Annotated in this window: 23 protein-coding genes, 1 pseudogene and 1 riboswitch; of the genes and pseudogenes, 11 read left to right on the top strand and 13 right to left on the bottom strand. The window is 66.8% G+C overall.

Annotated elements, in window-relative coordinates; translation table 11 throughout:
- Nucleotides 1-7 precede the first annotated feature (7 nt).
- From uca to ACZ5R1_RS11970, 7 genes are all read right to left on the bottom strand, one after another.
- Nucleotides 8-3,607: an urea carboxylase gene (gene uca / locus ACZ5R1_RS12000; protein ID WP_464712301.1), complete on the bottom strand. Its 3,600-nt coding sequence runs from the start codon at nucleotides 3,605-3,607 to the stop codon at nucleotides 8-10.
- A 191-nt stretch (nucleotides 3,608-3,798) separates the two neighbouring features.
- Nucleotides 3,799-4,434 (bottom strand): urea amidolyase associated protein UAAP2, encoded by a 636-nt coding sequence (locus ACZ5R1_RS11995; RefSeq protein WP_027599332.1) that lies wholly within the window; start codon nucleotides 4,432-4,434, stop codon nucleotides 3,799-3,801.
- Nucleotides 4,435-4,443: 9 nt separating this feature from the next.
- Nucleotides 4,444-5,154 carry an urea amidolyase associated protein UAAP1 gene (locus ACZ5R1_RS11990; RefSeq protein ID WP_464712300.1) on the bottom strand — a complete coding sequence of 237 codons (711 nt, stop codon included), beginning with the start codon at nucleotides 5,152-5,154 and terminating at the stop codon, nucleotides 4,444-4,446.
- 11 nt (nucleotides 5,155-5,165) lie between these two features.
- Nucleotides 5,166-5,924 carry an ABC transporter ATP-binding protein gene (locus ACZ5R1_RS11985; RefSeq protein ID WP_027602321.1) on the bottom strand — a complete coding sequence of 253 codons (759 nt, stop codon included), beginning with the start codon at nucleotides 5,922-5,924 and terminating at the stop codon, nucleotides 5,166-5,168.
- Nucleotides 5,924-6,736: an ABC transporter permease gene (locus ACZ5R1_RS11980; RefSeq protein WP_464712299.1), complete on the bottom strand. Its 813-nt coding sequence runs from the start codon at nucleotides 6,734-6,736 to the stop codon at nucleotides 5,924-5,926. The genes ACZ5R1_RS11985 and ACZ5R1_RS11980 overlap by 1 nt, the downstream gene beginning before the upstream one ends.
- 23 nt (nucleotides 6,737-6,759) lie before the next feature.
- On the bottom strand, nucleotides 6,760-7,824 hold the full coding sequence (locus ACZ5R1_RS11975) for a putative urea ABC transporter substrate-binding protein (RefSeq protein ID WP_044341863.1): 1,065 nt from the start codon (nucleotides 7,822-7,824) through the stop codon (nucleotides 6,760-6,762).
- Between the two features lie 51 nt (nucleotides 7,825-7,875).
- Nucleotides 7,876-7,975, bottom strand: a riboswitch (guanidine-I (ykkC/yxkD leader).
- A 177-nt stretch (nucleotides 7,976-8,152) separates the two neighbouring features.
- Nucleotides 8,153-9,058 carry a LysR family transcriptional regulator gene (locus tag ACZ5R1_RS11970; protein WP_027599337.1) on the bottom strand — a complete coding sequence of 302 codons (906 nt, stop codon included), beginning with the start codon at nucleotides 9,056-9,058 and terminating at the stop codon, nucleotides 8,153-8,155.
- Between the two features lie 171 nt (nucleotides 9,059-9,229).
- On the opposite strand from ACZ5R1_RS11970, the gene ACZ5R1_RS11965 reads away from it, so the two are divergent.
- Genes ACZ5R1_RS11965 through ACZ5R1_RS11935 form a run of 7 tightly spaced genes read left to right on the top strand, consistent with a single transcriptional unit; the run spans nucleotide 9,230 to nucleotide 17,159 of the window.
- Complete coding sequence (locus tag ACZ5R1_RS11965) at nucleotides 9,230-10,750, top strand: ABC transporter substrate-binding protein (RefSeq protein WP_027602319.1); 1,521 nt, start codon at nucleotides 9,230-9,232, stop codon at nucleotides 10,748-10,750.
- A gap of 48 nt (nucleotides 10,751-10,798) precedes the next feature.
- Nucleotides 10,799-11,716 carry an ABC transporter permease gene (locus ACZ5R1_RS11960; RefSeq protein ID WP_007161747.1) on the top strand — a complete coding sequence of 306 codons (918 nt, stop codon included), beginning with the start codon at nucleotides 10,799-10,801 and terminating at the stop codon, nucleotides 11,714-11,716.
- Nucleotides 11,717-11,724: 8 nt separating this feature from the next.
- Nucleotides 11,725-12,627 carry an ABC transporter permease gene (locus ACZ5R1_RS11955; RefSeq protein WP_007161746.1) on the top strand — a complete coding sequence of 301 codons (903 nt, stop codon included), beginning with the start codon at nucleotides 11,725-11,727 and terminating at the stop codon, nucleotides 12,625-12,627.
- A 14-nt stretch (nucleotides 12,628-12,641) separates the two neighbouring features.
- The gene (locus ACZ5R1_RS11950) at nucleotides 12,642-13,637 is read left to right on the top strand and encodes an ABC transporter ATP-binding protein (RefSeq protein WP_027602318.1); all 996 of its coding nucleotides are present in this window, start codon (nucleotides 12,642-12,644) and stop codon (nucleotides 13,635-13,637) included.
- A complete protein-coding gene (locus tag ACZ5R1_RS11945; protein ID WP_464712298.1) occupies nucleotides 13,634-14,596 on the top strand; it encodes an ABC transporter ATP-binding protein in 963 nt (320 codons plus the stop codon). Before ACZ5R1_RS11950 ends, ACZ5R1_RS11945 begins: the two co-directional genes overlap by 4 nt.
- Before the next feature lie 14 nt (nucleotides 14,597-14,610).
- Nucleotides 14,611-16,005: a M20 family metallopeptidase gene (locus ACZ5R1_RS11940; protein WP_042134126.1), complete on the top strand. Its 1,395-nt coding sequence runs from the start codon at nucleotides 14,611-14,613 to the stop codon at nucleotides 16,003-16,005.
- The gene (locus ACZ5R1_RS11935; RefSeq protein WP_464712297.1) at nucleotides 16,005-17,159 is read left to right on the top strand and encodes a M20 family metallopeptidase; all 1,155 of its coding nucleotides are present in this window, start codon (nucleotides 16,005-16,007) and stop codon (nucleotides 17,157-17,159) included. The genes ACZ5R1_RS11940 and ACZ5R1_RS11935 overlap by 1 nt, the downstream gene beginning before the upstream one ends.
- Nucleotides 17,160-17,199: 40 nt before the next feature.
- Here the strand turns inward: ACZ5R1_RS11935 and ACZ5R1_RS11930 are convergent.
- A pseudogene (locus ACZ5R1_RS11930) lies at nucleotides 17,200-17,361 on the bottom strand (MFS transporter); the annotation flags it as partial.
- Between the two features lie 98 nt (nucleotides 17,362-17,459).
- Complete coding sequence (locus tag ACZ5R1_RS11925) at nucleotides 17,460-18,512, bottom strand: Gfo/Idh/MocA family protein (RefSeq protein ID WP_278388152.1); 1,053 nt, start codon at nucleotides 18,510-18,512, stop codon at nucleotides 17,460-17,462.
- Between the two features lie 134 nt (nucleotides 18,513-18,646).
- Between ACZ5R1_RS11925 and ACZ5R1_RS11920 the strand changes: the two genes are divergently transcribed.
- A complete protein-coding gene (locus ACZ5R1_RS11920; RefSeq protein ID WP_464712296.1) occupies nucleotides 18,647-19,627 on the top strand; it encodes a LysR family transcriptional regulator in 981 nt (326 codons plus the stop codon).
- A 47-nt stretch (nucleotides 19,628-19,674) separates the two neighbouring features.
- On the opposite strand, the gene ACZ5R1_RS11915 is transcribed toward ACZ5R1_RS11920, so the two are convergent.
- Nucleotides 19,675-20,145 (bottom strand): Lrp/AsnC family transcriptional regulator, encoded by a 471-nt coding sequence (locus tag ACZ5R1_RS11915; protein ID WP_007161739.1) that lies wholly within the window; start codon nucleotides 20,143-20,145, stop codon nucleotides 19,675-19,677.
- A 159-nt stretch (nucleotides 20,146-20,304) separates the two neighbouring features.
- Here ACZ5R1_RS11915 and ACZ5R1_RS11910 point away from each other — a divergent pair, with 159 nt between their 5' ends.
- Together ACZ5R1_RS11910 and ACZ5R1_RS11905 are read left to right on the top strand one after the other, a co-directional pair.
- Nucleotides 20,305-21,318, top strand: coding sequence for a 1-aminocyclopropane-1-carboxylate deaminase (locus ACZ5R1_RS11910; RefSeq protein ID WP_144945001.1), 1,014 nt, complete (start codon nucleotides 20,305-20,307; stop codon nucleotides 21,316-21,318).
- 34 nt (nucleotides 21,319-21,352) lie between these two features.
- Nucleotides 21,353-21,751, top strand: coding sequence for a hypothetical protein (locus ACZ5R1_RS11905; protein WP_144953931.1), 399 nt, complete (start codon nucleotides 21,353-21,355; stop codon nucleotides 21,749-21,751).
- Nucleotides 21,752-21,760: 9 nt separating this feature from the next.
- Here ACZ5R1_RS11905 and ACZ5R1_RS11900 read toward each other — a convergent pair whose 3' ends face one another.
- The 3 genes from ACZ5R1_RS11900 to ACZ5R1_RS11890 form a co-directional block, all read right to left on the bottom strand.
- Nucleotides 21,761-23,047: a HipA domain-containing protein gene (locus ACZ5R1_RS11900; protein ID WP_288504636.1), complete on the bottom strand. Its 1,287-nt coding sequence runs from the start codon at nucleotides 23,045-23,047 to the stop codon at nucleotides 21,761-21,763.
- Nucleotides 23,044-23,295 carry a helix-turn-helix domain-containing protein gene (locus ACZ5R1_RS11895; RefSeq protein ID WP_007161735.1) on the bottom strand — a complete coding sequence of 84 codons (252 nt, stop codon included), beginning with the start codon at nucleotides 23,293-23,295 and terminating at the stop codon, nucleotides 23,044-23,046. Before ACZ5R1_RS11895 ends, ACZ5R1_RS11900 begins: the two co-directional genes overlap by 4 nt.
- A gap of 137 nt (nucleotides 23,296-23,432) precedes the next feature.
- Entirely contained in the window at nucleotides 23,433-24,350 is a 918-nt protein-coding gene (locus tag ACZ5R1_RS11890; RefSeq protein WP_464712295.1) for a LysR family transcriptional regulator, read from the bottom strand.
- Between the two features lie 118 nt (nucleotides 24,351-24,468).
- Here ACZ5R1_RS11890 and ACZ5R1_RS11885 point away from each other — a divergent pair, with 118 nt between their 5' ends.
- Nucleotides 24,469-25,233 (top strand): 5-oxoprolinase subunit PxpA, encoded by a 765-nt coding sequence (locus ACZ5R1_RS11885; protein WP_144944995.1) that lies wholly within the window; start codon nucleotides 24,469-24,471, stop codon nucleotides 25,231-25,233.
- Nucleotides 25,234-25,315: the final 82 nt, after the last annotated feature.

Here is a 25,315-nt window from a genome sequence, read left to right as displayed (position 1 = left end):
GCTTCCTTCACGTCTTGTCGATGACCAGCAGGCGCTGGCCGGCGCGGATCGGCGAGCCGGGCTGGACCTGCAGGTCGTGGATCCGGCCGCTGCAGGGGGCGAGCAGCGGGATTTCCATCTTCATGGACTCCAGGATCAGCAGCGGCTGGCCGGCTTCCACCTGATCGCCCGGTTGCACCTGGGCCTGCCAGAGATTGCCGGCCACCGGACTTTCCAGGGCCAATTGGTGGCTGGCGAGGGGGGCGTCTTCGGTGGCTTCGACGGCGGCTTCCTGGCTGTCGAAATGCGCCTGGCCGGAGTCGATCCAGCGTTGCCGCTCCGCGGCGAAGGCGCTCTGCTGACGCCCGCGAAAGGTGGCGATGCCCTCGGCTTCGCGGGCCAGGAAGGCCTGGTAGTCGGCCAGGGACAGTTCGCTCTCTTCGATGCGCAGGGGTACCCGTCCCAGGGGGAAGTCGGCGCGGATGCGCAGCAATTCCTCCGCCGAGACTTCATAAAAGCGGATCTGATCGAAGAAGCGCAGCAGATAGGGTTGGCCGTGGAAGGCCTCGACTTCGCGATAGCGATTCCACATCTGCAGGGTGCGCCCGACGAACTGGTAGCCGCCGGGGCCTTCCATGCCATAGACGCACAGATAGGCGCCGCCAATGCCCACCGAATTTTCCGCGGTCCAGGTGCGCGCCGGGTTGTACTTGGTAGTGACCAGCCGATGGCGCGGATCCAGGGGGGTGGCCACCGGTGCACCGAGGTAGACATCGCCGAGGCCCATCACCAGGTAGCTGGCGTCGAAGACGATGCGCTTGACCGCCTCCAGCGACTCCAGGTCATTCACCCGGCGGATGAACTCCAGGTTGCTCGGGCACCAGGGCGCGTCCTTGCGTACCGTTGTGGTGTATTTCTCGATGGCCAGGCGGCAGGCCGGATCGTCCCAGGACAGCGGCAGATGGACGATGCGCGAGGGTACCCGCAGGTCCTGGGCATCGCCCAGCGCCTGCCAGCAGCGACTGACCGCCGCCAGCAACTCGGCCAGGGGCAGGGCCTCGGGCTGATAGTGCACCTGCAGCGAGCGGATGCCGGGGGTGAGCTCGCACAGCCCGGGCAGTGCCAGGGCGGCCAGCGCCTGCATCAGGCCATGGCCGCGAAAGCGCAGGGCGAGGTCCAGCTCCGGTGGGCCGATCTCCAGCAGCAGATGGGTATCCCCGGAAAGCCGCGCCACCAGGCGCTCGGCGCCCTGGCCCAGGTCCAGCACCACGGGATCGCCGCGCTCGGGCGCGATGGCGATCTCCGCCTGCGGCTGCAAGCTGCTTTCCTCGGCCAGGCGTGCCAGCTGCAGGCGCCGTGCGGTGGCCAGGTCCACAGGCAGGAAGCGCACCCGGTCGCCGGCCTTGAGCTGGCCCAGTTGCCAGAGATCGGCCTCGATCACCGTGACCGGGCAGACGAAGCCGCCCAGGCTGGGGCCGTCGGGTCCGAGGATGACCGGCATGTCGCCGGTGAAGTCCACGGCGCCGACCGCATAGGGATTGTCGTGGATGTTGGAGGGGTGCAGACCGGCTTCGCCGCCGTCTTCGCGGGTCCATTCCGGCTTGGGCCCGATCAGGCGCACACCGGTACGACTGGAATTGAAGTGCACCTCCCAGTCGGTGGCGAGAAAGAGTTCCAGATAGGCCGGGCTGAAATAGTCCGGCGCGCCATGGGGGCCATAGATGACGCGCAGGGTGCGGGTCTCGGCGAGCTGGGTGGTCAGGGCGGCGGGTAGCCGGGCCTCCGTGTGCGCGTCGGTCAGCGGGTGCAGGTGCAGCACGTCACCGGCGCGCAGGGCGCGGCCACCGTGGCCGCCGAACTGGCCAAGGGTGAAGGTGCTGCGGCTGCCCAGGTATTCGGGCAGGTCCAGACCGCCTTTCAGGCAGAGATAGCTGCGGGCGCCGGCGCCGGTGATGGCGCCCAGTTGCAGAATGGCACCCGCGGGTACGCGAAAGACGCTGTCCATGGCCTGGGGCTGGTCATCCAGCAGGATCGGCAGCGCCGCGCCGGTGACCGCCACCACGGCCTCGGTGTTGAATCTGAGGGTCGGGCCGGCCAGGGTGATTTCCAGGGCGGCCGCGCGGCCGTCGTTACCGAGCAGGCGATTTCCCAGGCGCAGGGCGCGGTCGTCCATGGGGCCGGAAGGGGGAATGCCCACCGACCAGTAGCCGAGGCGCCCGGGGGCGTCCTGCACCGTGGTCTGGGTGCCGGCGCTGAGCACCTCCAGGGTGGTGGCCTGGTAGGTCAGGCCTTCCAGGCAGCGGGTCCAGGGCTGGCCGCTGGCGAAGGGCGGGGCGGCGAGGATCTGCCGCAGGTAGTCGCCGTTGGTTTCCACGCCATAGAGCCGGCTTGCGGCCAGGGCCTGGTCGAGACGCTGCCGAGCCGAGTCCCGGTCCGGGGCCCAGGCGATGACCTTGGCCACCAGCGGATCGAAATAGGGCGGGATCTCGCAGCCGGCCTCGACCCAGGTGTCCAGGCGCAGCGCCCGGCCATCCGCCGGTGGAAAGTCGACCTGGGTCAGCAGGCCCGGGCTGGGCTGGAAGTCGCGACCCGGGTCTTCGGCATAGAGTCGCGCCTGGATGGCATGGCCCTGGGGCCGCAGCCCCGCGGCGAGGGTTGCCAGCGGCGGCAGGTCGCCGGCGGCCAGTTCGATCATCCAGCGCACCAGGTCCACGCCCCAGACCTGCTCGGTGACGCCGTGCTCGACCTGCAGCCGGGTGTTCACCTCGAGGAAGTAGAAACGGTCGGCGGCGCTGTCGTAGACGAACTCCACGGTACCGGCGCTGCGATAGCGCACCGCGCGCGCCAGCTCCAGCGCGGCGGCGCAGAGCGCCTCGGCCATGCCGGCCGGCAGGTTGGGCGCCGGGGTTTCCTCCAGCACCTTCTGGTTGCGGCGCTGTACCGAGCAATCGCGCACGCCCAGCGCCAGGACCTCGCCCTGACCATCGCCGAACACCTGCACCTCCAGGTGCCGCGCCCGCTCGATGTATTTCTCCAGGAAGACGCCGGCGTCGCTGAAGTTGTTCTGGCCCAGCCGGCGCACGGCGTCGAAGGCCTCGGCGAGTTCAGTGTCCGTGCGGCACACGCGCATGCCGATGCCGCCACCGCCGGCAGTGCTCTTGAGCATCACCGGATAACCGATCGCACGCGCGGCCGCCAGGGCCGCCTCCAGGGTCTCCAGCAGCTCGGTGCCCTCCAGCAGCGGTACGCCCTGGCCGCGCGCCAGGGCTCGCGCCGTGTGCTTGAGTCCAAAGGTGCGCAGTTGCTCGGGGGTGGGACCGACGAAGGCGATGCCGGCGGCTTCGCAGGCTTCGGCGAAGGCGGCGTTCTCGGAGAGGAAGCCATAGCCGGGGTGGATGGCCTGGGCACCGCTCTGGCGCGCGACCTCGAGCAGCTTGGCGGTGTCCAGGTAGGTGGCCGCGGCGGCGCCTTCGCCCAGGCTGAAGGCCTGGTCGGCCTCGCTGACATGGCGGCTGGCGCGATCGGCTTCGCTGTAGACGGCGACCGCGGCGACGCCCAGGTCGCGCAGGGTGCGCTGGATGCGGCAGCTGATGGCGCCACGGTTGGCGATGAGCAGGGTGGTGAACATTCGAGGCGTCCTCGAAGGCGGCGGGCCGTCCCGCCAGATAAAAGCTCTCGGGGTCGTCCCCAAGAGGCCGCGCGAGGGCGGTGGGTCAGTCGGCGTCTAGCGCTTGCCGCGGTAGCCGTAGCGTCCGGCGCGGACTTCACACAGCCGATAGAGGTGCGGCCGCAGCCACTGCCAGAGCTGGCGTACGCGGGTCAGTCCCATAGCAGCACCTCGGCCGGGGTGGGATTCCAGCCGTTGCAGGGATTGTTCAACTGCGGGCAGTTGGAGATCAGCAGGATGACGTCGGTCTCGGCGCGCAATTCCACGTACTTGCCGGCGCCGGAGATGCCATCGGCGAAGGTCAGGCCGCCATCCGCGGTCACCGGCACGTTCATGAAGAAGTTGATGTTGGCGCCGATGTCGCGCTTGCCCAGGCGCCCGTCATGGCCACCGGCGCAGAGGAAGTTGTCGCGGCAGCTGTGCATCTGCCGGCGGTCCAGGGCGTAGCGCACCGTGTTGCTCTCCTGGGAACAGGCGCCGCCCAGGGTGTCGTGGCGGCCACAGGTGTCGGCGACGATGGTCAGCAGCGGATTGCCCAGGTTGGAATAGAGCACGCTGCCGGTCGACAGATAGACCCGGCCCTGGCGTCTCAGGGTGCGCTGGGGATCGTAGCGCTCCTGGGGATTGGCGGCGGCGTAGAAGAGGGTGTCCACCGCCTGGTTGCCTTCCAGGTCATGGATGCGCAGGGTCTGGCCGGCCTTGACCTCCTTGAGGTAGGGCGCTCCGGCCGGCAGGACGGCGCGGTAGCTGGCATCTTCCGGGCGTTTGGTGCTGGCGATCAGATTCATGGCGGGGTCTCAGAGGAAGTAGCGGGCGGTGTTCTGGAAGGCGCGCTCGTTTTCCGGGCGCGAGGTGCGGCAGCGATCGGCCACCTCGGGCGCGGCGCGCAACTGGGCGAGATCGACCGGGCGCGGCGCATAGACTGGATCCGGGTCCAGCGGATGCTGCAGGGCGGTCAGCACCACCAGGGTGTTCATGGGCGCATACAGCTCGACCAGATCGCCGGCGCGGGAGTTGCCGGGCACAAAGGCAAAGGCGCCCTCGGCATCCACGTCCACCCGGCTGAACAGATTCAGGGTCATCAACAGGTCTTCCAGCCCCAGGCCCCACTTGGCCAGCTCCACCAGCAGGTTGTCGGTGCCGTTGCGGTGGAAGCCGTTGCGCAACTCCTGGTAACGGCCCGCGCCGTATTTTTCGGCCACCTCGGCGGCATTGGCCACGCCGCCGAAGCTGTCGTGCCAGCCGCAGGTGTCGCGCACCACGGCCGCCAGCACCCGTCCCATGTCGGAATAGAGGCAGTGTCCGGCGGTGAGACGGGCGGTGTGCTGGCCCTTGAGGGTATCCGGCAGATTCAGCCGCTCGCTGCGGTCATCGGCATTGAACAGCAGCAGGCTGACATTGGCGCCGCCTTCCACGTCGGTCAGGCGCAGGGTCTGGCCGCGGCGCAGGATGAAGGAGGCGGTACCGCCGCCGGGGACGCGTTCCTGGTAGAGCAGTTCTTCAGTCATGGGCAACCTCGTCAGATAAGGGCCGGCCGCGTCCCGGCCGCATGTACGGGCGGGGTCTTGGCGGTCAGGGGCAGGTCGTAGGTGATGCGGGCGCCATAGGCACCGGGGGCTTGCGGGTCCTGGCGGACCTTGTCGAACACCAGCACCCGGGTGGCCAGGCTGAAGCCCTCGTGCAGGTCATGGGTGACCATGAACACCGTGAGCGGGCGCTCGTGCCAGAGCTCCAGCAGCAGGGCGTGCATGTCCTTGCGGATGCCGGGGTCGAGGGCGCCGAAGGGCTCGTCCAGGAGCAGGATGCGCGGCCGGACGATCAGCGCCTGGGCGATGGCGAGGCGCTGCTGCATGCCGCCGGACAGCTGCCCCGGGTACTTGCCCAGCGCCTGGCCCAGGCCGACGCGCTCGAGCAGGGCGGCGGCCTGTTCCCGGGCCTGGCGCTTGGCCGTACCCAGCAGCCGGCCGAGCAGCGGGGACCTGGGCAATTCCAGGCCCAGGGCGACGTTGTCCAGCACGCTCAGGTGGGGAAAGACCGAATAGCGCTGAAAGACCACGCCCCGCTCGGGATCAGGTTCCGCTGACAGCGGCTGACCATCGATGCGGATCTCGCCCCGGCTGGGGCGCTCCTGACCGAGCAGCAGACGCAGGAAGGTGGACTTGCCGCAGCCGGAGGCACCGACCAGGGCGCAGAATTCGCCTTCGCGCACCTGCAGATTGAGGCCTTCGAGCACCACCTGCTCGCCGTAGCGTTGCCAGAGATTGCGGACCTCGATCATCAGCGACCCTCCCCGTACCAGGGAAAGGTGCGTCGCGTCAGCAGGCGCAGACCGGCGTCCAGCAGCCAGGCCAGCAGGGTGATCCAGGCCACATAGGGCAGGATCACGTCCATGGCCAGGTAGCGCCGCACCAGAAAGATGCGATAGCCCAGGCCATCGGTGGCGGCGATGGCCTCGGCCGCGATGAGAAACAGCCAGGCGGCGCCCAGCTGCAGCCGCAGGGCGATGAGCAGGCGCGGCAGCAGTTGCGGCAACACCAGGCGCAGGATCACCGTCCAGCTGTTGGCGCCCAGGGTCTGGGCCTTGATCAGCAGCTCGCGGGGCAACTCCCGGGCACGCTGGTCGAGCTCACGGATCAGCACCGGGGTGACGCCCACCACGATCAGCATCACCTTGGCCAGTTCGCCCAGGCCGAAGACGATGAAGAGAATCGGCAGGATCGCCAGGGGCGGGATCATCGAGAGCACCGTCACCAGTGGCGACAGCGGCGCGCCGACCAGGGGCAGGCTGCCCGCGGCGATGCCCACCACCAGGGCGATCAGCGCGGCGATCCCCAGGCCCAGCCCCAGGCGTTGCAGGCTGGCCAGGGTGTCCTGCCAGAACGGATAACCCCCGGTGCGCACGTCGGCGGTAAAGGCCAGGCGCTGCACCGCATCGGCCATCTGCGCCACGCTGGGCAGCAGCTTGTCGTTGGGATTTTCCGCCAGCCGGGTGGCCGAGCCCACCAGATAGAGCAGGGCGAGCAGGGCGAAGGGCAGCAGGACCAGCAGGAGCCGGCCACCCCGATCGGGATGCCGATTGATGAAGCGCATGGGCGTCGTCCTCGCGGCGGGGCTCAGAGCTTGCCGTCGGCGGCCAGCTGTACGAAGGTCGGATCGAAGCGCAGCTTGAGATTGCCCGCGTCCCCGCTGGTCTTGCCGCCCGGATAGGCGATGCCGATGGCCTCGGCGCTGGGCGCGCCCTGGCCCAGCAGGCCGTGTTCGAAGGAGAAGTGGGCGATGCGCTGCATGGTGGTCGGCAGCGCGGGGTCCTTGACGAAGGCCAGGGCCTCGGCGGGCGTGGTGAACAGCCGGGTCTTGTCCAGTTGCGCCTGGAAGCCGGCGAGGTCGGTGCCCGAGGCCTTGGCCATGGCTTCCAGGGCCGCCTTGCCCTTGGCATCGTGGGCCTGCATCAGTGCCATCATCTCGAACCAGGCACCGGTCAGCGCCTTGCCCAGGGCGGGGTTATCCTTGAGCGTGGCGGTGTTCACCACCAGCATGTCGAGGATTTCGCCGGGAATCTTGCTGGAATCGAACACCTCGGTGGTGTCGGGCTGGGCCTTGACCTCGGCCAGCAGCGGATTCCAGGTCACCACGTTGCGCACGTCAGGCGTCTGGAAGGCGGCCACCATGTCGGCATCCGAGGTGTTGACGGTGGTCAGGTCCCTTTCGCTCAGCCCCACGCTCTGCAGCGCCCGCGCCAGCAGGTAGTGGGAGACGGAGAATTGCACCAGGTTGACCTGCTGGCCCTTGAGGTCGGCCAGGGTCTTGCCCTTGCCCTTCATCACCACGCCGTCGTTGCCGTTGGAGTAGTCGCTGACGATCAGCGCCGTGCTGTCCACGCCGCCCGCGGCCGGAATGGTCAGGGCGTCCATGTTGGTCATGGCGCAACCATCGAACTGGCCGGTGGTGTATTGATTGATGGATTCGACGTAGTCGTTGAGCTGCACGACCTCGACGTGGATGCCGTATTTCTTGGCCCACTTGTCGATGATGCCCTGGGCCTGGGCTTCGCCCCAGGGCATCCAGCCGGCATAGATCGTCCAGCACACCTTGAAGTCGTCGCGCGGCGCCGCCTGAGCGGTGGCACCAAGCAGCAGGGAACAACCGAGAACGAGCGAGGCGAGCAGGGGATGGCGCATGGGACCTCCAATAGGATGGACGACGGGACAGGAGCACGCGACTGGCGCTGTGTCTCCCGGGCTTTTGTCCCGCCGTGTAACCCCATCAGAGGTCGACGACTCTCGGACCAGACACCCGCACGAGCGAGTCGGAACCCTAGTCATCCATTGCAGATTGTGGTGCATCAAACCGGCTGACCGGTGCTCCTGCACGATATGGTCTTTGCCAGATGCGTGCCAGTTGCCTCCAGGCCCCGTGCCATGCTGGTTCTTTGCCATGACGGCGCTGCGCTATCGGTCGCGCCGCCCCGTTGCAGTGCATCGTAGTGGCTTGATGCACCGCTTTGACTCAGCGCCCCAGCGCCGCGATCAGCGCGTGGCGGAAGGCATTGACCGCCGGTGGCAATTCGCGACCCGCCATGCTCTGCAACTCGATCCGCCGCGCCGCCAGGCCCTCGTCCAGCAAGGGCAGGGCCACCAACTGGCCCTCGCGCAACCGGCTGCGCAGGCTCAACTCGCTGAACAGGCCGACCCCGGCGCCCAGCGCGGCGAAGCGATAGAGCGCCTGCATGTTGTTGCTCACCAGCACCGGCTCGAAGGACAGGCCCTGGACGCCACAGCAGATGTCGAACAGCTGGCGGATCGTGGTGTCCGGCGTCGGCAGCGCCAGGGGATAGGGCTGCAGATCGACCAGGGCCAGGCCGGTGCGGCTGGCGAGCGGGTGGTCGGGAACGACGATCGCCTTTATGGCGCCACTCAGGGTGGCCTCGACGCGGATATCCGGCTCGGGCCTCAGGCTGAAGGTCAGCCCCAGGTCGGCATCGCCTTCCTGGACGCGGCGGGTCACCACGGCGGGGGCGCAGACCTCCAGGGAAAAGTGGATGCCGGCGTAGCCCTGGCGAAAGGCGGCGATCACCTCGGGCAGAAAGTCCAGCGAAAAGCCTTCGGTGGTGGCCAGGCGCACCTGGCCGCGGCGCAGGTCGGCCAGGCCGCGCAGTTCGGCGGCCACCTGCTCACTGGCCAGCTGCGCCTTGCGCGCATGCACCGCCAGACGCTCGCCAGCGGCGCTGGGCACCACCCCGCGAGCACGGCGTTCGAGCAGCGGCGTCTCCAGTTCGCGTTCCAGCTTGGCGATCTGGCGACTCACGGCACTGGCCGCGACATTGAGCCGTTGGGAGGCTTCGCTGATCGAGCCGCAACGCACCACCTCGAGGAAATAGCGCAGGGCGGTGGACTGGATTCCGTAGGGCTGCATGGAGCCTCCTTTGCCGAAAAGGCATGGCTTGCATCTAAATATTCTGCTTGTGGCATGGGATGGCAAGACCTAGAGTCGGGTCAAGAGACCAATAACAGGCTTCAGCAAGAACTCCTTCCCCGCGCTTCGCGGACCTGCCTTTGACCAACCACCGCCCCGGAGACAGACGGCATGGGACTCAAAGGTTTCGCTTGTGGCATCGCGTTTTCCCTCTTCCTGGCCCAGGGCCAGGCCTTCGCCGGCAAGGCCAACGACACCCTGGTCTACGCCTCCGACACCGAACCCGAAAACGTCAGCCCCTATCACAACGATGCCCGTGAAGGCGTCATCCTCGCCCACCTGGCCTGGGACACCCTGATCTACCGCGACCCCCAGACCGGCGAATACAAGCCGATGCTGGCCACCCACTGGCAGCAGGTCGATCCGCTGACCCTCGACTTCGATCTGCGCCAGGGCGTGACCTTCCACAACGGCGATCCCTTCACCGCCGATGACGTGGTCTTCACCTTCAACTACGTGGCCTCGCCCGAGGGCAAGGTGGTCACCCAGCAGAACGTCAACTGGATCAAGAGCGCCGAGAAGCTGGGCGAATACAAGGTCCGCCTGCACCTCAAGCAGCCGTTTCCAGCCGCGCTGGAATACCTGGCCAATCCCTTGCCCATCTATCCCGGCAAGTATTTCCAGAAAGTAGGCCTGGCGGGCTTCGCGCAGAAGCCGGTGGGAACCGGGCCCTATCGCATCGTCGCGGTCACCAGCGGCCAGGGCGTCACGCTGGAACGCAATCCCGACTACTTCAAGGACAGCCCCCAGGGGCAGCCACGCATCGGCCATATCCAGTTCCGCGTCATTCCCGACGCCGAAACCCGACTCGCCGAACTCATGACCGGCGGCATCGACTGGGCCTGGCGCGTGGCGCCGGACCAGGCCGAGCAACTCAAGGCCGCGCCCAATCTCACGGTGGAAAGCGGGGCCAGCATGAGGATCGGCTTCCTCAGCATGGATGCCCAGGGCGCCTCCAGCCCGGATTCGCCCTTTGCCAAAGCCGAGGTGCGCCAGGCGGTCAACTACGCGATCAACCGCAAAGCCATCGCCAGTCAGCTCATGGGGGGCGGCAGCCAGCCGCTGCAGGTGGCCTGCTATCCGGAGCAATTCGGTTGCGACGCCAAGGCGGTGCCGGGCTACCCCTACGACCCGGCCAAGGCCAAGGCGCTGCTCAAGGCCGCCGGCTACCCCAACGGTTTCAGCACCGAGATCTTCGCCTACCGCGACCGCGACGTGGTCGAGGCGCTGATCGGCGACCTGCGCGCGGTGGGCATCGACGCCAAGCTGCGCTATCTGAAATACGCCGCGCTGCGTGACCAGCAGCGCGCCGGCAAGGTGCCCATGGCCTTTCTCGCCTGGGGCTCCTTCTCCATCGCCGATGCCTCGGCGGCCACCGGCGTCTATTTCAAGGGCAATGCCGACGACGTGGCCAAGGATCCCCAGGTGATCGACTGGCTCAAGGTGGCCGACACCGCCATGGACCCGGCCGTGCGCAAGGAGAACTACCGCAAGGCGCTGCAGCGGATCGCCGAGCAGGCCTACTGGGCGCCGGTGTTCAACTATTCTATCAACTATGCCTTCACCTCGGACCTGGCCTTCCAGCCCTATCCGGACGAGTTGCCGCGATTCGCCCTGGCCCACTGGAACTGATCCGTCCCGGCGCCCCGCACGGGGGCGTCTCTCGCCGAGGAGCCGAGCATGTCCGCATACCTCCTGCGCCGCCTGGGTATCGCCCTGGCCGTGGCCTTTACCGTTTCCCTCATCAGTTTCTTCCTGCTGCACCTGTCCGGCGATCTGGCCACCGCCATCGCCGGCCCCGAGGCCACCGCCGAACAGATCGAGGTGGTGCGTCATCAGCATGGACTCGATAAACCCCTGGCGACGCAGTACGTCGAGTGGGTCGGGCAGTTGCTGCGGCTGGACCTGGGCCAGTCGTTTTTCTTCCAGGAGTCGGTGCGGGATCTCATCGCCAGCCGCCTGCCCATCACCCTGACCCTGGGCGCCATCGCGTTGCTGGTGGCACTGCTCATCGCCATCCCGCTCGGGGTGCTGGCCGCGGTCAAGCGCGACACCTGGATCGACCGCCTGGCGCTGACTCTGGCGACCTTTGGCCAGGCGATGCCCAGCTTCTGGTTCGCCCTGGTGCTGATCGTCGTCTTCGCCGTGACCCTCAAGTGGCTGCCGGTGTCCGGCAATACCAGCTGGCAGCACTTCATCCTGCCGGCGATCGCCCTGGGCTACTACGCCACCCCCTCGCTGATGCGCCTGACCCGCGCCGGGATGCTCGACGTGCTGGGCGCCGACTACATCCGCACCGCCCGGGCCAAGGGCCTGAGTCCGGCGCGGGTGCTGTTCAAGCACGCCCTGCGCAATGCGCTGATCCCGGTGGTGGCCCTGGCCGCGGTGGAGTTCGGCTTCATGCTGGGCGGCTCGGTGGTGATCGAGGCGGTGTTCTCGCTCCAGGGCATCGGGCAACTGGCCTGGGACGCCATCGCCCGCAACGACTTCCCGGTGGTGCAGGCCATCGTTCTCTTGATCGCGTTGATCTACATCGTGCTGACGCTGCTGGCCGATCTGCTCAACGCCTTGCTCGACCCGCGCATTCGCGTGCGCTAGGAGGCCCCATGACCGTCGCCAATCCCTTCGTGCTCGACGACTATCTGCCCCCGCGTCCGACCCTGGGTCGCCAGCTGCGCCGCTGGTTCGGCCACCGCGGCTTCGCCCTCGGCGCCGTGCTGCTGGTCATCATCGTGTTCGCCGCCCTGGCCGCGCCCTGGCTGGCGCCCCACGATCCCTATGCCCAGGACGTGATGCAGCGGATGAAACCACCGGTATGGATGGCCAAGGGCACCTGGGCCCATCCGCTGGGCACCGACAAGCTCGGCCGCGACTACCTGTCCCGCCTGCTCTATGGCGCCCGCATCTCGCTGTTCATCGGCCTGGCCGCGGCGCTCATTTCCGGCGCCATCGGCACCCTGCTCGGGGTATTGGCCGGCTATTACGGCGGCAAGGTCGATGCCCTGGTGAGCTACCTGGTGACCACTCGCCTGGCCCTGCCGGTGGTGATGGTGGCCCTGGCCGCCGCCTCCCTGGTGGGCGGCTCGCTGAAGGTGGTGGTGATCCTGCTCGGCTGCCTGCTGTGGGATCGCTTCGCCGTGGTGGTGCGCGCCGCGGTGCAGCAGATCCGCGACGCCGAATACGTCGCCGCTGCCCAGGCCCTGGGCTGTTCGCCCTGGCGGGTAATCGTCGGCGAGATCCTGCCCAACCTGCTGGGCGCGCTGATCGTGGTGATCACCCTGGAGATGGCCCACGCCATCCTGCTGGAGGCGACCCTGTCCTTTCTCGGCGTGGGCGTGCAGCCGCCGTTGCCGTCCTGGGGCCTGATGATCGCCGAAGGCAAGCCCTACATGTTCTTTTCGCCCTGGGTGATCGCCATCCCCGGCGTCGCCCTGATGCTGCTGGTGCTGGCCATCAACCTGGTTGGCGACGGCATCCGGGATCTGGCCGCGCCCAGCGGGCGCAACTAAGCGGAGGACTGACCATGGCACTGCTCGACGTTAAAGACCTGCGCATCGACATTCCTCTGGGGGACGACACCCTGCACGCCGTGCGCGGCCTGGACCTGCAGGTGGAGCGGGGCGAGATGCTCTGCCTGGTGGGCGAATCCGGCTGCGGCAAGTCGCTCACCTCCCTGGCGCTGATGGACCTCCTGCCGCGCCAGGCCCGGCGCCAGGCGGCGCGCCTGACGCTGGGCGAGCACGACCTGCTGACCCTGGGTGAAAGGGGCATGCGCGACCTGCGCGGCAATCGCCTGGCGATGATCTTCCAGGAGCCCATGACCGCCCTCAATCCGGCCTACAGCATTGGCGACCAGCTTGCCGAGGTGCTGCGGCGTCACCGCAGGCTGGACCGCAAGGCCGCCTGGGCCCGCGCCGAGGCGATGCTGGAGAAGGTCGGCATCAGCAACGCCGGCGAGCGCCTGCGGCAGTATCCGCACCAGCTCAGCGGCGGCTTGCGCCAGCGGGTGGTCATCGCCATGGCGCTGCTCTGCGAGCCGGACCTCATCATCGCCGACGAACCCACCACGGCGCTGGACGTCACCATCCAGGCGCAGATCCTGCACCTGCTGCGCGACCTGCAGCGGGAATTCGGTACGGCCATTGTCTTCATCACCCACGACCTGGGCCTGGTAGCGCGCATCGCCGACCGGGTAGCCGTGATGTATGCCGGCCAGATCGTCGAGCAGGCACCGGCCGCCGAACTCTTCGCCGCGCCGCGACACCCCTATACCCGTGGCCTGCTGGCGAGCATCCCGGTACCGGGTCGGACCCGTCCCGGGCAGCCGCTGGGCGCCATTCCCGGCCTGGTACCCAGTCTGGTCGGCGAGCAGCACGGCTGCGCCTTTCGCAACAGATGCCCGCAGGCGGTGGCGGCCTGCGCCGACAGCGTGCCCTTGCTGGAGGAGGGCGCGCACCTGGCGCGTTGTCATTTCGCCCTGCCCAGCGAACCCCTGCGCCGGGTCGGAGGTGTGCGATGAGCCGCGAGATCGCCCTGGAGCTGTGCGACATCCGCCGCGAATTCACCCTGAGTCGCGGCCTGTTCCGCCCGCCTGCCACCCTCAAGGCGGTGGATGGCATCTCGCTGCGGCTCTATCGCGGCGAGACCCTGGGGCTGGTGGGGGAATCGGGGTGCGGCAAGAGCACCCTGGCCAAGCTGCTGCTGGGGCTGCTGGCGCCCACCAGCGGCGACATTCTGGTGGGTGGCGAGCACCTGCGTGGGGTGGACCGCAAGCGCATGGCCCGGCACATCCAGCCGATCTTCCAGGATCCTTATTCGTCGCTCAATCCGCGCAAGACGGTGCGCCAGATCGTGGCGCTGCCGCTCCAGGTGCATGGCCTGGGCACGCCCGCCGAGCAGCAACGCCGGGTCGCGGAGATGCTCGACGTGGTGGGCTTGCCGCGCCGCGCGGCCGACAGCCACCCCGGTCAGCTCAGTGGCGGCCAGCGCCAGCGGGTGGCCATCGCCCGCGCCCTGGTGATGCGCCCGGACGTGCTGATCTGCGACGAACCCACCTCGGCGCTGGACGTCTCGGTGCAGGCGCAGATCCTCAATCTGCTGCTGGAACTCAAGCGAGAATTCGGCCTGACCTATCTGCTCATCAGCCACAACCTGGCGGTGGTGGAACACCTGGCCGACCGGGTGGCGGTGATGTACCTCGGCAAGATCGTCGAGGAGCGGGAGCGGGCGGCGCTGTTCGCCCAGCCGGCGCATCCCTATACCCGGGCGCTGCTGGACGCGGTGCTCACCCCCGATCCAGCGCTGGGGCTCCCGGCGCTGGGCCTGGGCGGCAGCTTTCCCAATCCCATCTCGCCGCCCAGCGGCTGCGCCTTCCATCCCCGCTGCCCGCGCTGCTTCGGCCCCTGTGCCGAGCGCTATCCGGAACGCGAAACCATCCCCGGCGGCAGCAAGCGCTGCCACCTGCCCGAACCCGCCTGACCCCGGAGTCCGTCATGACCAGCCGTACCCATGCCCTTGAGCTTGCCGCCGCGCACTTCGACAGCGGCGCCTTCCGTGCCCGGCTCGCCACCGCCGTGGCCCATCCCACCGAAAGCCAGGAACCCGAGCGCCAGGCGGAGCTGGGCCGCTACCTGGATGACTTCATCGCCCCCTACGTGGCCAGTCTCGGCTTCACCAGTCGCCGGCTGGACAACCCGGTCGCTGGCAAGGGGCCCTTGCTGATCGCCGAGCGGATCGAGGACCCGACGCTGCCGACCCTGCTCAGCTATGGCCACGGCGACGTGGTGCGCGGCGATGCCAGCCGCTGGCGCGAGGGCCTCGCGCCCTGGACGCTGGTGGAGCAGGGCGAGCGCTGGTACGGCCGCGGTACCGCCGACAACAAGGGCCAGCACCTGCTCAACCTGGCGGCGCTGGAGCAGGTGATCGCCGCGCGCGGCGGACGCCTGGGCTACAACGTCAAGTTGCTGCTGGAAATGGGCGAGGAGATTGGCTCGGTCGGCCTGCGCACCTTCTGCCAGGAGCAGCGCCAGGCCCTTGCCGCCGACCTGTTCATCGCCTCCGACGGTCCGCGGGTCTCGGCATCCAGGCCCACGCTATTCCTGGGTGCCCGGGGCACCTTCAACTTCGACCTGCATCTGGACCTGCGCGAAGGCGGCCATCACTCCGGCAACTGGGGCGGGCTGCTGGCCAACCCCGGCATCATCCTCGCCCATGCCCTGGCCAGCCTGGTGGATGCCCAGGGCCAGATCCAGGTCGCGGGGCTCAAGCCCACCGAGCTGCCCGCACCGGTGCGCCGTGCCCTGGCCGACATCGAGGTGGGCGGCGCGCCGGGCGATCCGGCCATCGATCCCCACTGGGGCGAGCCCGGGCTGACCCCGGCCGAACGTGTCTACGGCTGGAACACCTTCGAACTGCTGGCCTTCACCACCGGCAATCCCGAGGCACCGGTCAATGCCATTCCTGGTACTGCCCGTGCCCACTGCCAGATCCGCTTCGTCGCCGGCTGCGACTGTACGACCTTCATTCCGCTGATCGAGGCGCACCTGGCCGAGCGGGGTTTCGCCGCGGTGCGCGTCACCCGTGCCAAGGACGAGATCCTCCACGCCTCGCGGCTGGACCCGGAGAATCCCTGGGTGGACTGGGCCCTGACGTCCCTGACCCACACCCTGGGTGAAAAGCCTGCCTTGCTGCCCAATTTCGGCGGTGGCTTGCCCAATGACATCTTTGCCGACATCCTCGAACTGCCCACCCTCTGGGTACCCCATTCCTATCCCGCCTGCTCCCAGCACGCGCCCAATGAGCATCTCCTGGCCCCGGTCGTGCGGCAGGGGCTGCAACTCATGGCCGGGCTGTTCTGGGACCTGGGCGATCGCTGGAGCCGCAGCTGATGTCCCTTGCCAAGACCGCCGCCCTGGAGTGGCTCGCCACCCAGCGCGAGCCGATGACCCGCCTGCTGCAACGCCTGGTCGATACCGATTCCAACAGCTACGACAAGGCTGGCGTGGATGCCGTCGGCGCCGTGCTCACCGCCGCCCTGGCCGAGGATGGCATCGAGGTCGTCCGGACGCCGGTGACCGACTTCGGTGACGTCCTCGTCGCCCAGGTGGGGCCTGCCACGGGCGCCGCGGTGCTGCTGCTGGGCCATCGCGACACCGTCTTTCCGCCGGGCACCGTGGCCAGCCGCGGCTTCACCCAGGATGCCCGCCAGGCCTACGGCCCCGGTGTCGCGGACATGAAGGGTGGCCTGGTGGCGAGTTGCTTCGCCTTGCGCGCGCTCAAGCGTGCCGGCGAGCTGCCATTCCCGGTACGGGTGCTCTACACCGGTGACGAGGAGATCGGCTCCGGCACGGCGCGTCCTCATCTGGAAGCCGCGGCGCGCGCGGCCCGGGCGGTACTGAACTGCGAGCCCGGACGGGTCAGCGGCAACGTGGTCAAGGCGCGCAAGGGGGGCGCCAGCCTCACCATTAAGGTCAGCGGGCGGGCGGCTCATTCCGGGGTCAACCACGCCGAAGGCGCCAGCGCTATCCAGGCCCTGGCGCTCAAGGTGATCAAGTTGCATGCCCTGACCGACTACGGGCGCGGCATCACCACCAACGTCGGCCTCATCGAGGGCGGCACCTCCAGCAATACCGTCGCGCCCGGTGCCACCGCGCGCCTGGACGTGCGCTTCGTCGCCCTGGCCGACTGGCCCGAACTGCAGGCGCGCATCGAGGCCATCGTCGCCGAAGAAGAGCTGCCGGGAACCCGGGCCAGCGTCACCATCACCGGCCTGTTCCTGCCCATGGAAGAGCACCTGAGCCGTGACTTGCTGGCGCTCTACCAGCGCGAGGCGCAGGCACTTGGCTTCAGCGTGGAGGGGGAGTTCACCGGTGGTTGCGCCGATTCCGGCTTTACCGCAAGCCTGGGTGTGCCCACCCTCTGTGGCCTGGGCCCGGTCGGTGGCAAGGTGCATACCGATGCCGAATTCCTGGTGCTCGACACCCTGGTTCCGCGCACCCAGGCGCTGGTCGCCACCATCCTCGCCCTGGCCGTAAAGGTCTGATGACGAGCCGCTTCAGTTCTTGGCAATGTTTAGGGCTGCTCGGATCAGGCGAAGGGAAAAAGAGCTGGGGAAAGATCAATGCTGCTGCTTGGGCATAAATGAAAAGGTCGTAGCATTCCAAAGCGGAGCCAATCCAACCACTCGCGGTGGCCTTCCTGGCCTGCTTGGTAGGGTGCTGTTCTGTCTCGGTTGCCGTGGTCAACTGAATGCTCCAGTTATTGTTTTTATAGATCTGGCAGGGCGGCGAAAACAGCCGTGGTACCCGTAAGGCAGCGCATGACTAGACGCTATGCCAAAGACTCAGATAGGGCCGATTTCCATGATCGAGCCGCTCTTCGCGGCTGCTGAGATAGCCTCGGTGATGATGAGATTTCGCAGGCCGTCGCGCACAGAAACCAGTGGCGATTCCGTGCCTCGTATGACGTTGCAGAAGTGCTCAAGCTGGATCTCAAGCGGGTCGTGGCGCTCGACACCAGCAATGCCTGTTTGGAAGGGCTTCCACCAGGATCGGTCTTCGACCTTTGGGTAGTATTTGAGACGCATAGTGGGCACTGACAACGAGCCGTTTTTCCCACTGATGACGTAGCAGTCCTCATCTTCGTAGGATGGATAGCTCGCGTTTTCCTGCGATGTTTGTTCCCAGCTGCGGGCGCATCCAGAACTGTCGGAAAGCAGGAAGGAACCGAGGGCTCCACTCTCAAAGCGCAGGCCGATACACACGGTATCTTCGACGGGAAACCCGCGCGCTGCGCTGGACTGCATCGCCTGAACGGCAACAATCTCGCCGCACAGCGAACGCAAGTTGCCTATTTCATGGATCATGTTGATCAGAATGGGGCCGCCGCCTTCCTGGCGCCGCCAGATGGCAGCGTCGAAGTAGTCATCTGGTTTGTAGAATAAAGCGCTGCCTTGGACAGCAACGATGTCTCCCAGGATGTCGTCGCGTATGACCTCTCGCGCCTTGGCAAGGATGGGGCTATGCGCCCGATGATGACCTACGAGCAGCTTGGCACCCGTTGCGTCGGCGACCGCGAGTAACCGCTTACCTTCCGCAACGCTATGCGCCACCGGCTTCTCGATCAGCGCGGCAACACCCGCTTCAATGCATTGCAGGGTCTGTTCGACGTGTAGAGCGTTAGGTGTGGCAAGAATCACGCCGTCAGGCTTGTCTTCGGCGAGGCAGGCAGAAAGATCTGCATAGTGCGTGACGCCTAGTGAATCCAGGTATTGGGCATCGATTTCAAGCGGATCGACAACCGCTGCCAGTTCACAAGAAGGACTCGCCTTGATGAGTTCGATATGGCGGCGCCCGATGAGGCCGGCACCGGCTACCGCAATTCTGATTTTGGACATGCTTTGATCTTCGCGAGCGTTATTGTTGTAAATCGCGACGCAATTGGGGGCGCGATTCGATCTGCTAGGATCAAGGCTACTATCAACTCCAAATGCCATAATTGTCCGTCATGGAAAATCAGAATTCTCCACTAGTGAACAATGATCCCTTCCTGAGGGATCTGCTCCTGTTCTCCGTGATCGCCAAACGCGGCAGTTTTAGCGCCGCAGGCACAGAGCTTGGGATCTCTCCCGCTCACGTCAGCAAGCGTGTTCTGGCGCTGGAGGAGACGCTGAGCTGCAAGCTTTTCAACCGGACAACCAGGCGGGTTTCGATCACCAAGGATGGCGAGACGATGCTTGTCTGGGCACAGACGATCATGGACAACGTCAATGGAATGCTTGAAACGTCGCTGGGTGACCGCGTCGAACCCAGAGGCACGCTGCGTATCAGCACGAGCCAACGGATGGGGCGCTTTCACATCGCACCTGTTCTGGCCTTGCTCAGGAAACGCTACCCCAAGTTGGAGGTTTGGCTTGAGCTGGTTGACCGTCGAACTGACTTGGTTGCAGAGCAATTCGACATCGACATCCGAGTGGGTGAAGTCAACGAGCAGAACCTGATTGTTCACAAGATTGCAGACAGCCAACGGATTCTCTGTGCCGCTCCGAGCTATCTGAAGGAACGAGGCTGCCCAACCGCGCTAAGCGACCTTCAACGCCACGACTGTTTATTGTTCCGTGGCAGGGATCAGAGTTTCGGTGTATGGCGGCTGGAGGGGCCAAATGGCCTTGAGTCGGTAAAGGTGACAGGGCCAATGGCATCCAATCACAGTGATGTCGTTCGGGAGTGGGCCCATGAAGGATTCGGCATCATCATGGCATCGACCTGGGACGTGGCGCCGAGCATCAGAAATGGCACGCTTGTCCGTGTCCTACCTGAACATTACCAGCCGGCTGACGTATCCGCCGTCACCACGATTCGGGCTTCCGGGTCGATGAAGATCAGGGTCTGCCTGGAGTTCTTGAGTGATCACCTGAGTTCCGGCCCGTACGCACTCTTGGCTGAGACCACGGCCAACGGGTTGTCAGGGCCCGGCACTGATAACAACAGCACGCAGGCAACGGTGTACTGAACGGACGCCGCGCGGTACCCGTCCCTCCCTAGGCGCCACCCGCCGAATCAGATGGGCAACAACCCATCGGTCTTGATCTCGTTCAGCACGAAGAAGGTGCGCACCTGGCGCACGCCGGGCAGGGCGATCAGCCGCTCGCTGTGCAGGCGATTGAAAGCCGCGATGTCCTTGACCCTGAGCTTGATGAAGTAGTCCACGTCGCCGGCCACCAGGTAGCACTCCAGCACCGGGGGCAGGGCGCGTGCGGCCGCCTCGAAGGCCTGGAAGGATTCGGGGGTCGACCTGTCCAGCACCACGCCCACCAGCACCGCGGTCTCCCGTTGCACCGCCTTGGGGTCCACATGGGCCCTGACACCGGTGATGACCCCGCTCTCGAACAGCTTGCGCGTGTGGTTCCAGCAGGCGCTCGGGCTCAGGGAAACCTGGCGCGCCAGCTCGGCATTGCTGAGCCGTCCGTCCTGTTGCAGGGCGCGCAGGATCTTGCGTTCGACCGAGGTGAGTTCCGCAGCTTCGCTCATCGAAAGATTCTCCTTGAAAAGTGGTTTCTGGAAGAACGTCTATGGGAGGAAATCGGGGTAGCCAAAAGGAAAGCAGATTTCGTACCGCTCATTCGAAAGCACCTTTTTCAACGTTTTCCCTAGCATTGAAAGCGTTCTCTCACCACTGGAGTCGCTGCTATGTCCCTGGATCTCGAAAAGCGTTTTCCCCGCCTCAAGCTCGGTTATTTCCCGTCGCCCCTGCACAAGCTGGAGCGCATGTCGAAGGACCTCGGTATCGAACTCTGGGCCAAGCGTGACGACGTCTCCTCCGGTCTCGCCTATGGCGGCAACAAGGTGCGCAAGCTGGAATGGCTGGCCGCCGATGCCCTGGCGCAGGGCTGCGATACCCTGGTGTCCATCGGCAACATCCAGTCCAACCACACGCGCCAGGTCGCCGCCGTCGCCGCGGTGCTGGGCATGAAGTGCCGGCTGGTCCAGGAGGAATGGACCAAGTGGGAAGACCCGGTCTACGACAAGGTCGGCAACATCCTGCTGTCGCGGCTGATGGGCGCCCAGACGCTGTTGGAAGGCGAGGGCTATTCCACCGCGGTGAAAGCCACCTGGGAGCGCGCCCTGGACGAGGTGCGGCGTGAGGGCGGCAAGCCCTACGCCATTCCCGCCGGCGCCTCGGACCATCCCCTGGGGGGCCTCGGCTATGCCCATTTCGCCGACGAGCTGGCGGCGCAGGAACGCGACCAGGGCCTCTTCTTCGATACCGTGGTCACGGCCACCTGCACCGGTTCGACCCAGGGCGGCATGGTGGTGGGCTTTCGCGCCCAGGAGCGCGAGCGTCGCCTGATCGGTATCGACACGGCGGCGGACGCCGCAATGACCCGCGCCGCGGTGACCAAAATCGCGCGTAACACCGCCGAGATGATTGGCCTGGACAAGGAGATCCGCGACGAAGACGTCATCATCGAGCCGCGTTTCTGCGGCCCCGACTACGGCTTGCCGGATGGCCCCACCGTCGAGGCCATCCGCTACACCGCGCAGATGGAGGGGATGCTCACCGACCCGGTCTACGAGGGCAAATCCATGGCCGGGCTGATCGCCATGGCGCGCAGTGGCGAGATCGCCAAGGGCAGCCGGGTGCTCTATGTTCACCTCGGGGGCGCACCGGCGCTCAACGCCTATCACAACGCCTTCGCCTGAGCCCAGGCTTCGACCGGTCACGAGGAGGTCCAGCATGACGAGCCAACCCTGGACAGCGGTAGACGACCTCCGACCGGCCGTGGCGCTGGTCATCCTGCATGGCGATCTCGACCCCGCCGTGACGGCTGAATTGCGCAGCGGCTTGCCCGGTTGCAGCGACCTCCCGGTGCTGCAACTGGAGGACGCCGTCGGGTTGCACGAGGAGTGGCTGGCGAAGGGTCCACGCAGCCGGATCGTGGGGTTGTTGTCCCGGCTGGGCGGTGACTGCCTGCTGCTGGCGGTCGAGCCGGAAGGCGTTAACGAGCTGGAATGGCTGGGATCGGTCGCCGGGCAACGCCTGCAACGGCTCACCAGCGGCACCCCCACGCGCGAGCTGGTCGCCCGCCTACAGCAGCTCAGACGCGAGCGCCTGCTGGCGGTGTTGCCGCTTTAAGGGTGGCCGTCAGGCCAGCCGCTCGACCTGTTCGGCGATCAGCGCCCTGATCGCCCGCAGGCAGCGCAACTCGCCGGCGAACACTGCCCGCAACTCCGGTCGGGTGGCGGCCAGAACCTGATTCTCCCGCTCGGTCTGTTCCAGCAACTGCTGGGCCTGGGAGGGCAGGCGCTGGCGCAGGCGTTGCAACTGGGCGGCGGCCGGCGAGCGCTTGATACCCAGCACCTCGGCGGCATCCAGCAATCGCTCGCGGTCGACGGCCGCCAGCCGGTTTTCACCGAGGATCGGCCAGGCGAGGGTGGTCACGTCCGGCCAGCGCTGCTGGTCGAAGGCGCGACTCTCGTATACCGCCGTACAGAGCAGGTCATAGCAGGGCGCCAGGGCGAGTCCCCGCGGTGAGACCAGAAAGCCCAGATTCTTCAGATGGGCATCGGTATTGCCCACCAGCACGTTGAACGCCAGCCAGTTGAACAGCCGCGTCCGGGTCACGGCGGGCGCCTCGCACAGCCGTGCCAGCTCGGCCAACCGCTCCACGCTGCCTGCCTGGTACTTGAAATGACGATCCAGCCCCAGCACCTGGCAGGCGTCGATGCCATGGCGTCGCTGCCAGCCGCCCGGGGTGCGGACGCGGTCGAAGCGCTCGATCAGATAGACCGGCTCGGGTACGTAGCGGCGCTCGACGGCAGGAACGATCAGCCCGGCCATACCCGCCAGGCGCATGGTGAACCATTCGTTGATCACCGAATGGGCGAAGGCCTCGTGGGGATGGTCCGGCTTGAGGATATGGGTCGAGGGCAGGGCGCCCACGGGTTCCTGCAGCCCCTGCTCATCAAGGATCACCGCCAGCTTGTGCTGGGCGCCGGCCAGCGACATGCGCTTGTGCGCCTCGTGGGTCAGTGGCAGCTGCGGCATGGCCTTGATCCGTCGGGAGAGGTCGGCGTCGCTCAGGGGGCGGCGATCCCCCGGTGGCAGGCGCTGGCCTTCGGCGAGCAGGGTAAGGGAGCCGGCGGACTCGGCGCCGTACCAGCTGAGCAGGGCGAAGGCATCGGCGGCCTCCAGGCGCGCATCCTGGGCGAGCAGTTGCCGCTGGCCTTCCTCGGGTAGCAGGTTGTCGAAGTACCACTGCACCGGTCGCTGCGAACTGCCATCGATCAGCGGCTCTGGCTGCAAGGGCAATTGCGGACAGAGTCCGAAGGCCTGCCAACCGGATTCGTACTGGAACGACCAGATACCGTTCTCGTCAGCCAGCCGACCCACCAGCTGGTCGTCGATCCAGGCCAGGAGTTCACGCCTCATGGTGTCCGGGTATCCGGCTGGGCTTCCACCTCGGGGGGCAGATCCACGATCAGGCGCACGCCCAGGCCTTCCAGTACCTGGAACAGCTTGCCCCACTGGACGGTTTCGCCGCCGCGCTCGACCTTGCCGAGAAAGTTTTCACTGACGCCGAGGCTACCGGCGGCGTCGTCCTGGCGCAGGGCCTGGGCCTTGCGCGCCTGGCGGACGAGGGCACCGAGGTCGGCGGCATTCTTGAGTAGCACCTGCATGATTTATCCTCACGAGCGTGAGGATCAGGCTAACGCCAAAGGGATAGCCGGTGCAATCCTCAAGATCGTGAGGATTTTAGCTATCCAGGCTGTTATGCAGATCGATTCCTTACGTTCGTGAGGATTTATCCCTGCAATCACCGTCGTGCGCCCAGTTGCTGGGGCGCCAGGAAGGCGCTGTGGAAGTAGCTGCGAAAGGCCTGCATGGCCGGCGTCAGCGGATGCTCCCTATGCCAGGCCAGCCCCACGCTCATGGGCGTAATGGGCTCTACCAGGGTGCGGGTCTCCAGCCGTTTGCCCTCCAGCGACCAGGGTCGATAGACCAGATCGGAAAGAATGGCGACACCGCTGCCGTTGGCCACCATGCTGCGCACGGCCTCCACCGAGCTGGTACGCAACCGCACCTGGGGCTCATGACCGGCGTGGCGCCAATAGCGCATGGCGCTCTGTTCGGCCTCGTCGACGGTCAGCAGGACATAGGGCTCGCGGGCGACATCCGCCAGGCTGACGTTGGGTCGATCGCGCAAGGGATGGCCACTGGGCAGCCAGAGTCGGCGTTCGGAATTGAAGAGCGTCTCGGAGACGATGTCCTCGTGGGTCAGGTTGGCGGTCAGCACCACCGCCATGTCGATGCGCCTGTCCAGCAGCGCCTCTTCGATGGCCTGGCGCTCCTGCTCGTGTACCGCCACCGTCACCTCGGGATAGAGCTGTGCCAGGCGTTGCAGGTGGTGGGGGAGGAAGTAGCCGATCACCGTATAGCTGGCGGCAATGCGCAACTCGCCGCTGGCGCGGTGATCGGGCAGGGCGCTGCTGAGGGCGTCGTCGACGCCGCGCAGAATACCATAGGCATGGTTGAGGAAATGCCGACCGGCATCGGTCAGCGCCATCCCTTGCGCCGAACGGACGAACAGACTGGTGCTCAGCAGGCCCTCCAGTTCCTGGATGGCGCTGGTTACCGCCGACTGGGAAATGTTCAGGTGGATGGCCGCCTGGGAGATCTGCCCCAGTTCTGCCGTCGCGGTGAAATAACGGAGTTGGCGCAGGGTGAGGGCCATGGCGACTGTCCTGAGGTATCGATTTTTCCGAACACTGGGCTTTGGATAATAAATCTTCCCAAGGGGGCAGGGCAGTCCTAAGGTCGAGGACAACGCACCGCTGCCAGGGAATACCGCAATGATCGAGGTGGATTTCAATTCCGACATGGGCGAGGGCTTTGGCGCCTGGACGCTGGGTGACGGCGTGGACGACCAACTGCTCGACCTGGTCAGCTCGGCCAATATCGCCACCGGCTTCCATGCCGGCGATCCCGGCCTCATGCAGCGCACTGTCCAGCAGGCCAAGGCCCGCAACGTGGCCATCGGCGCCCATCCGGGCTATCGCGACCTGGTGGGGTTCGGCCGTCGGCCCCTGCAGATGCCTGCCGACGAACTGGTGGCCGATATCGTCTATCAGCTCGGCGCCCTGCGTGAATTCGCCCGGCTGCATGGCCTGCGGCTGCAGCACCTCAAGCCCCATGGTGCGCTGTTCATGCACCTGGCCCGGGACGAGGCGGCGGCCCGGCTGCTGGTGGAGACGCTGCAACGGCTCGAACCCGGGCTGCTGCTCTATTGTCTGCCCGATTCGGCCACCTGGCGAGTCGGTCGCGAGCTGGGCCAGCCCCTGGTGCGCGAGTTCTATGCCGACCGGGACTACGACGCCAGCGGCTCCATCGTCCTGGTCCGGCGCATGGGCGCGCTGGATCCCCAGGCGGTGGCCGACCGGGTGCTCAAAGCCTGCCAGCAGGGACGGGTCGCCACGGTGGAGGGAGGCGAGGTCGAGGTGGCCTTCGAATCCATCTGCCTGCACAGCGACACCCCCGGGGCGCTGGGCCTGGCCCAGGCCATCCGCCAGCGCCTGGAGGCCGCCGGCATCGCCATCCGCGCCCCGGGCGCCGGCTAGTTTTCCATGCGGACACCGGCGCGAAGACGCCGGGTCCTCCTGCCCTTAGCTACGCCTGCCTTTCCGACAACATTGCCTAGAA

It is taken from the genome of Pseudomonas sp. Pso3, from assembly GCF_055393275.1.
The sequence above is the reverse complement of the archived record's forward strand: the minus strand, read 5'-3'. Positions and strand labels throughout refer to the sequence as shown.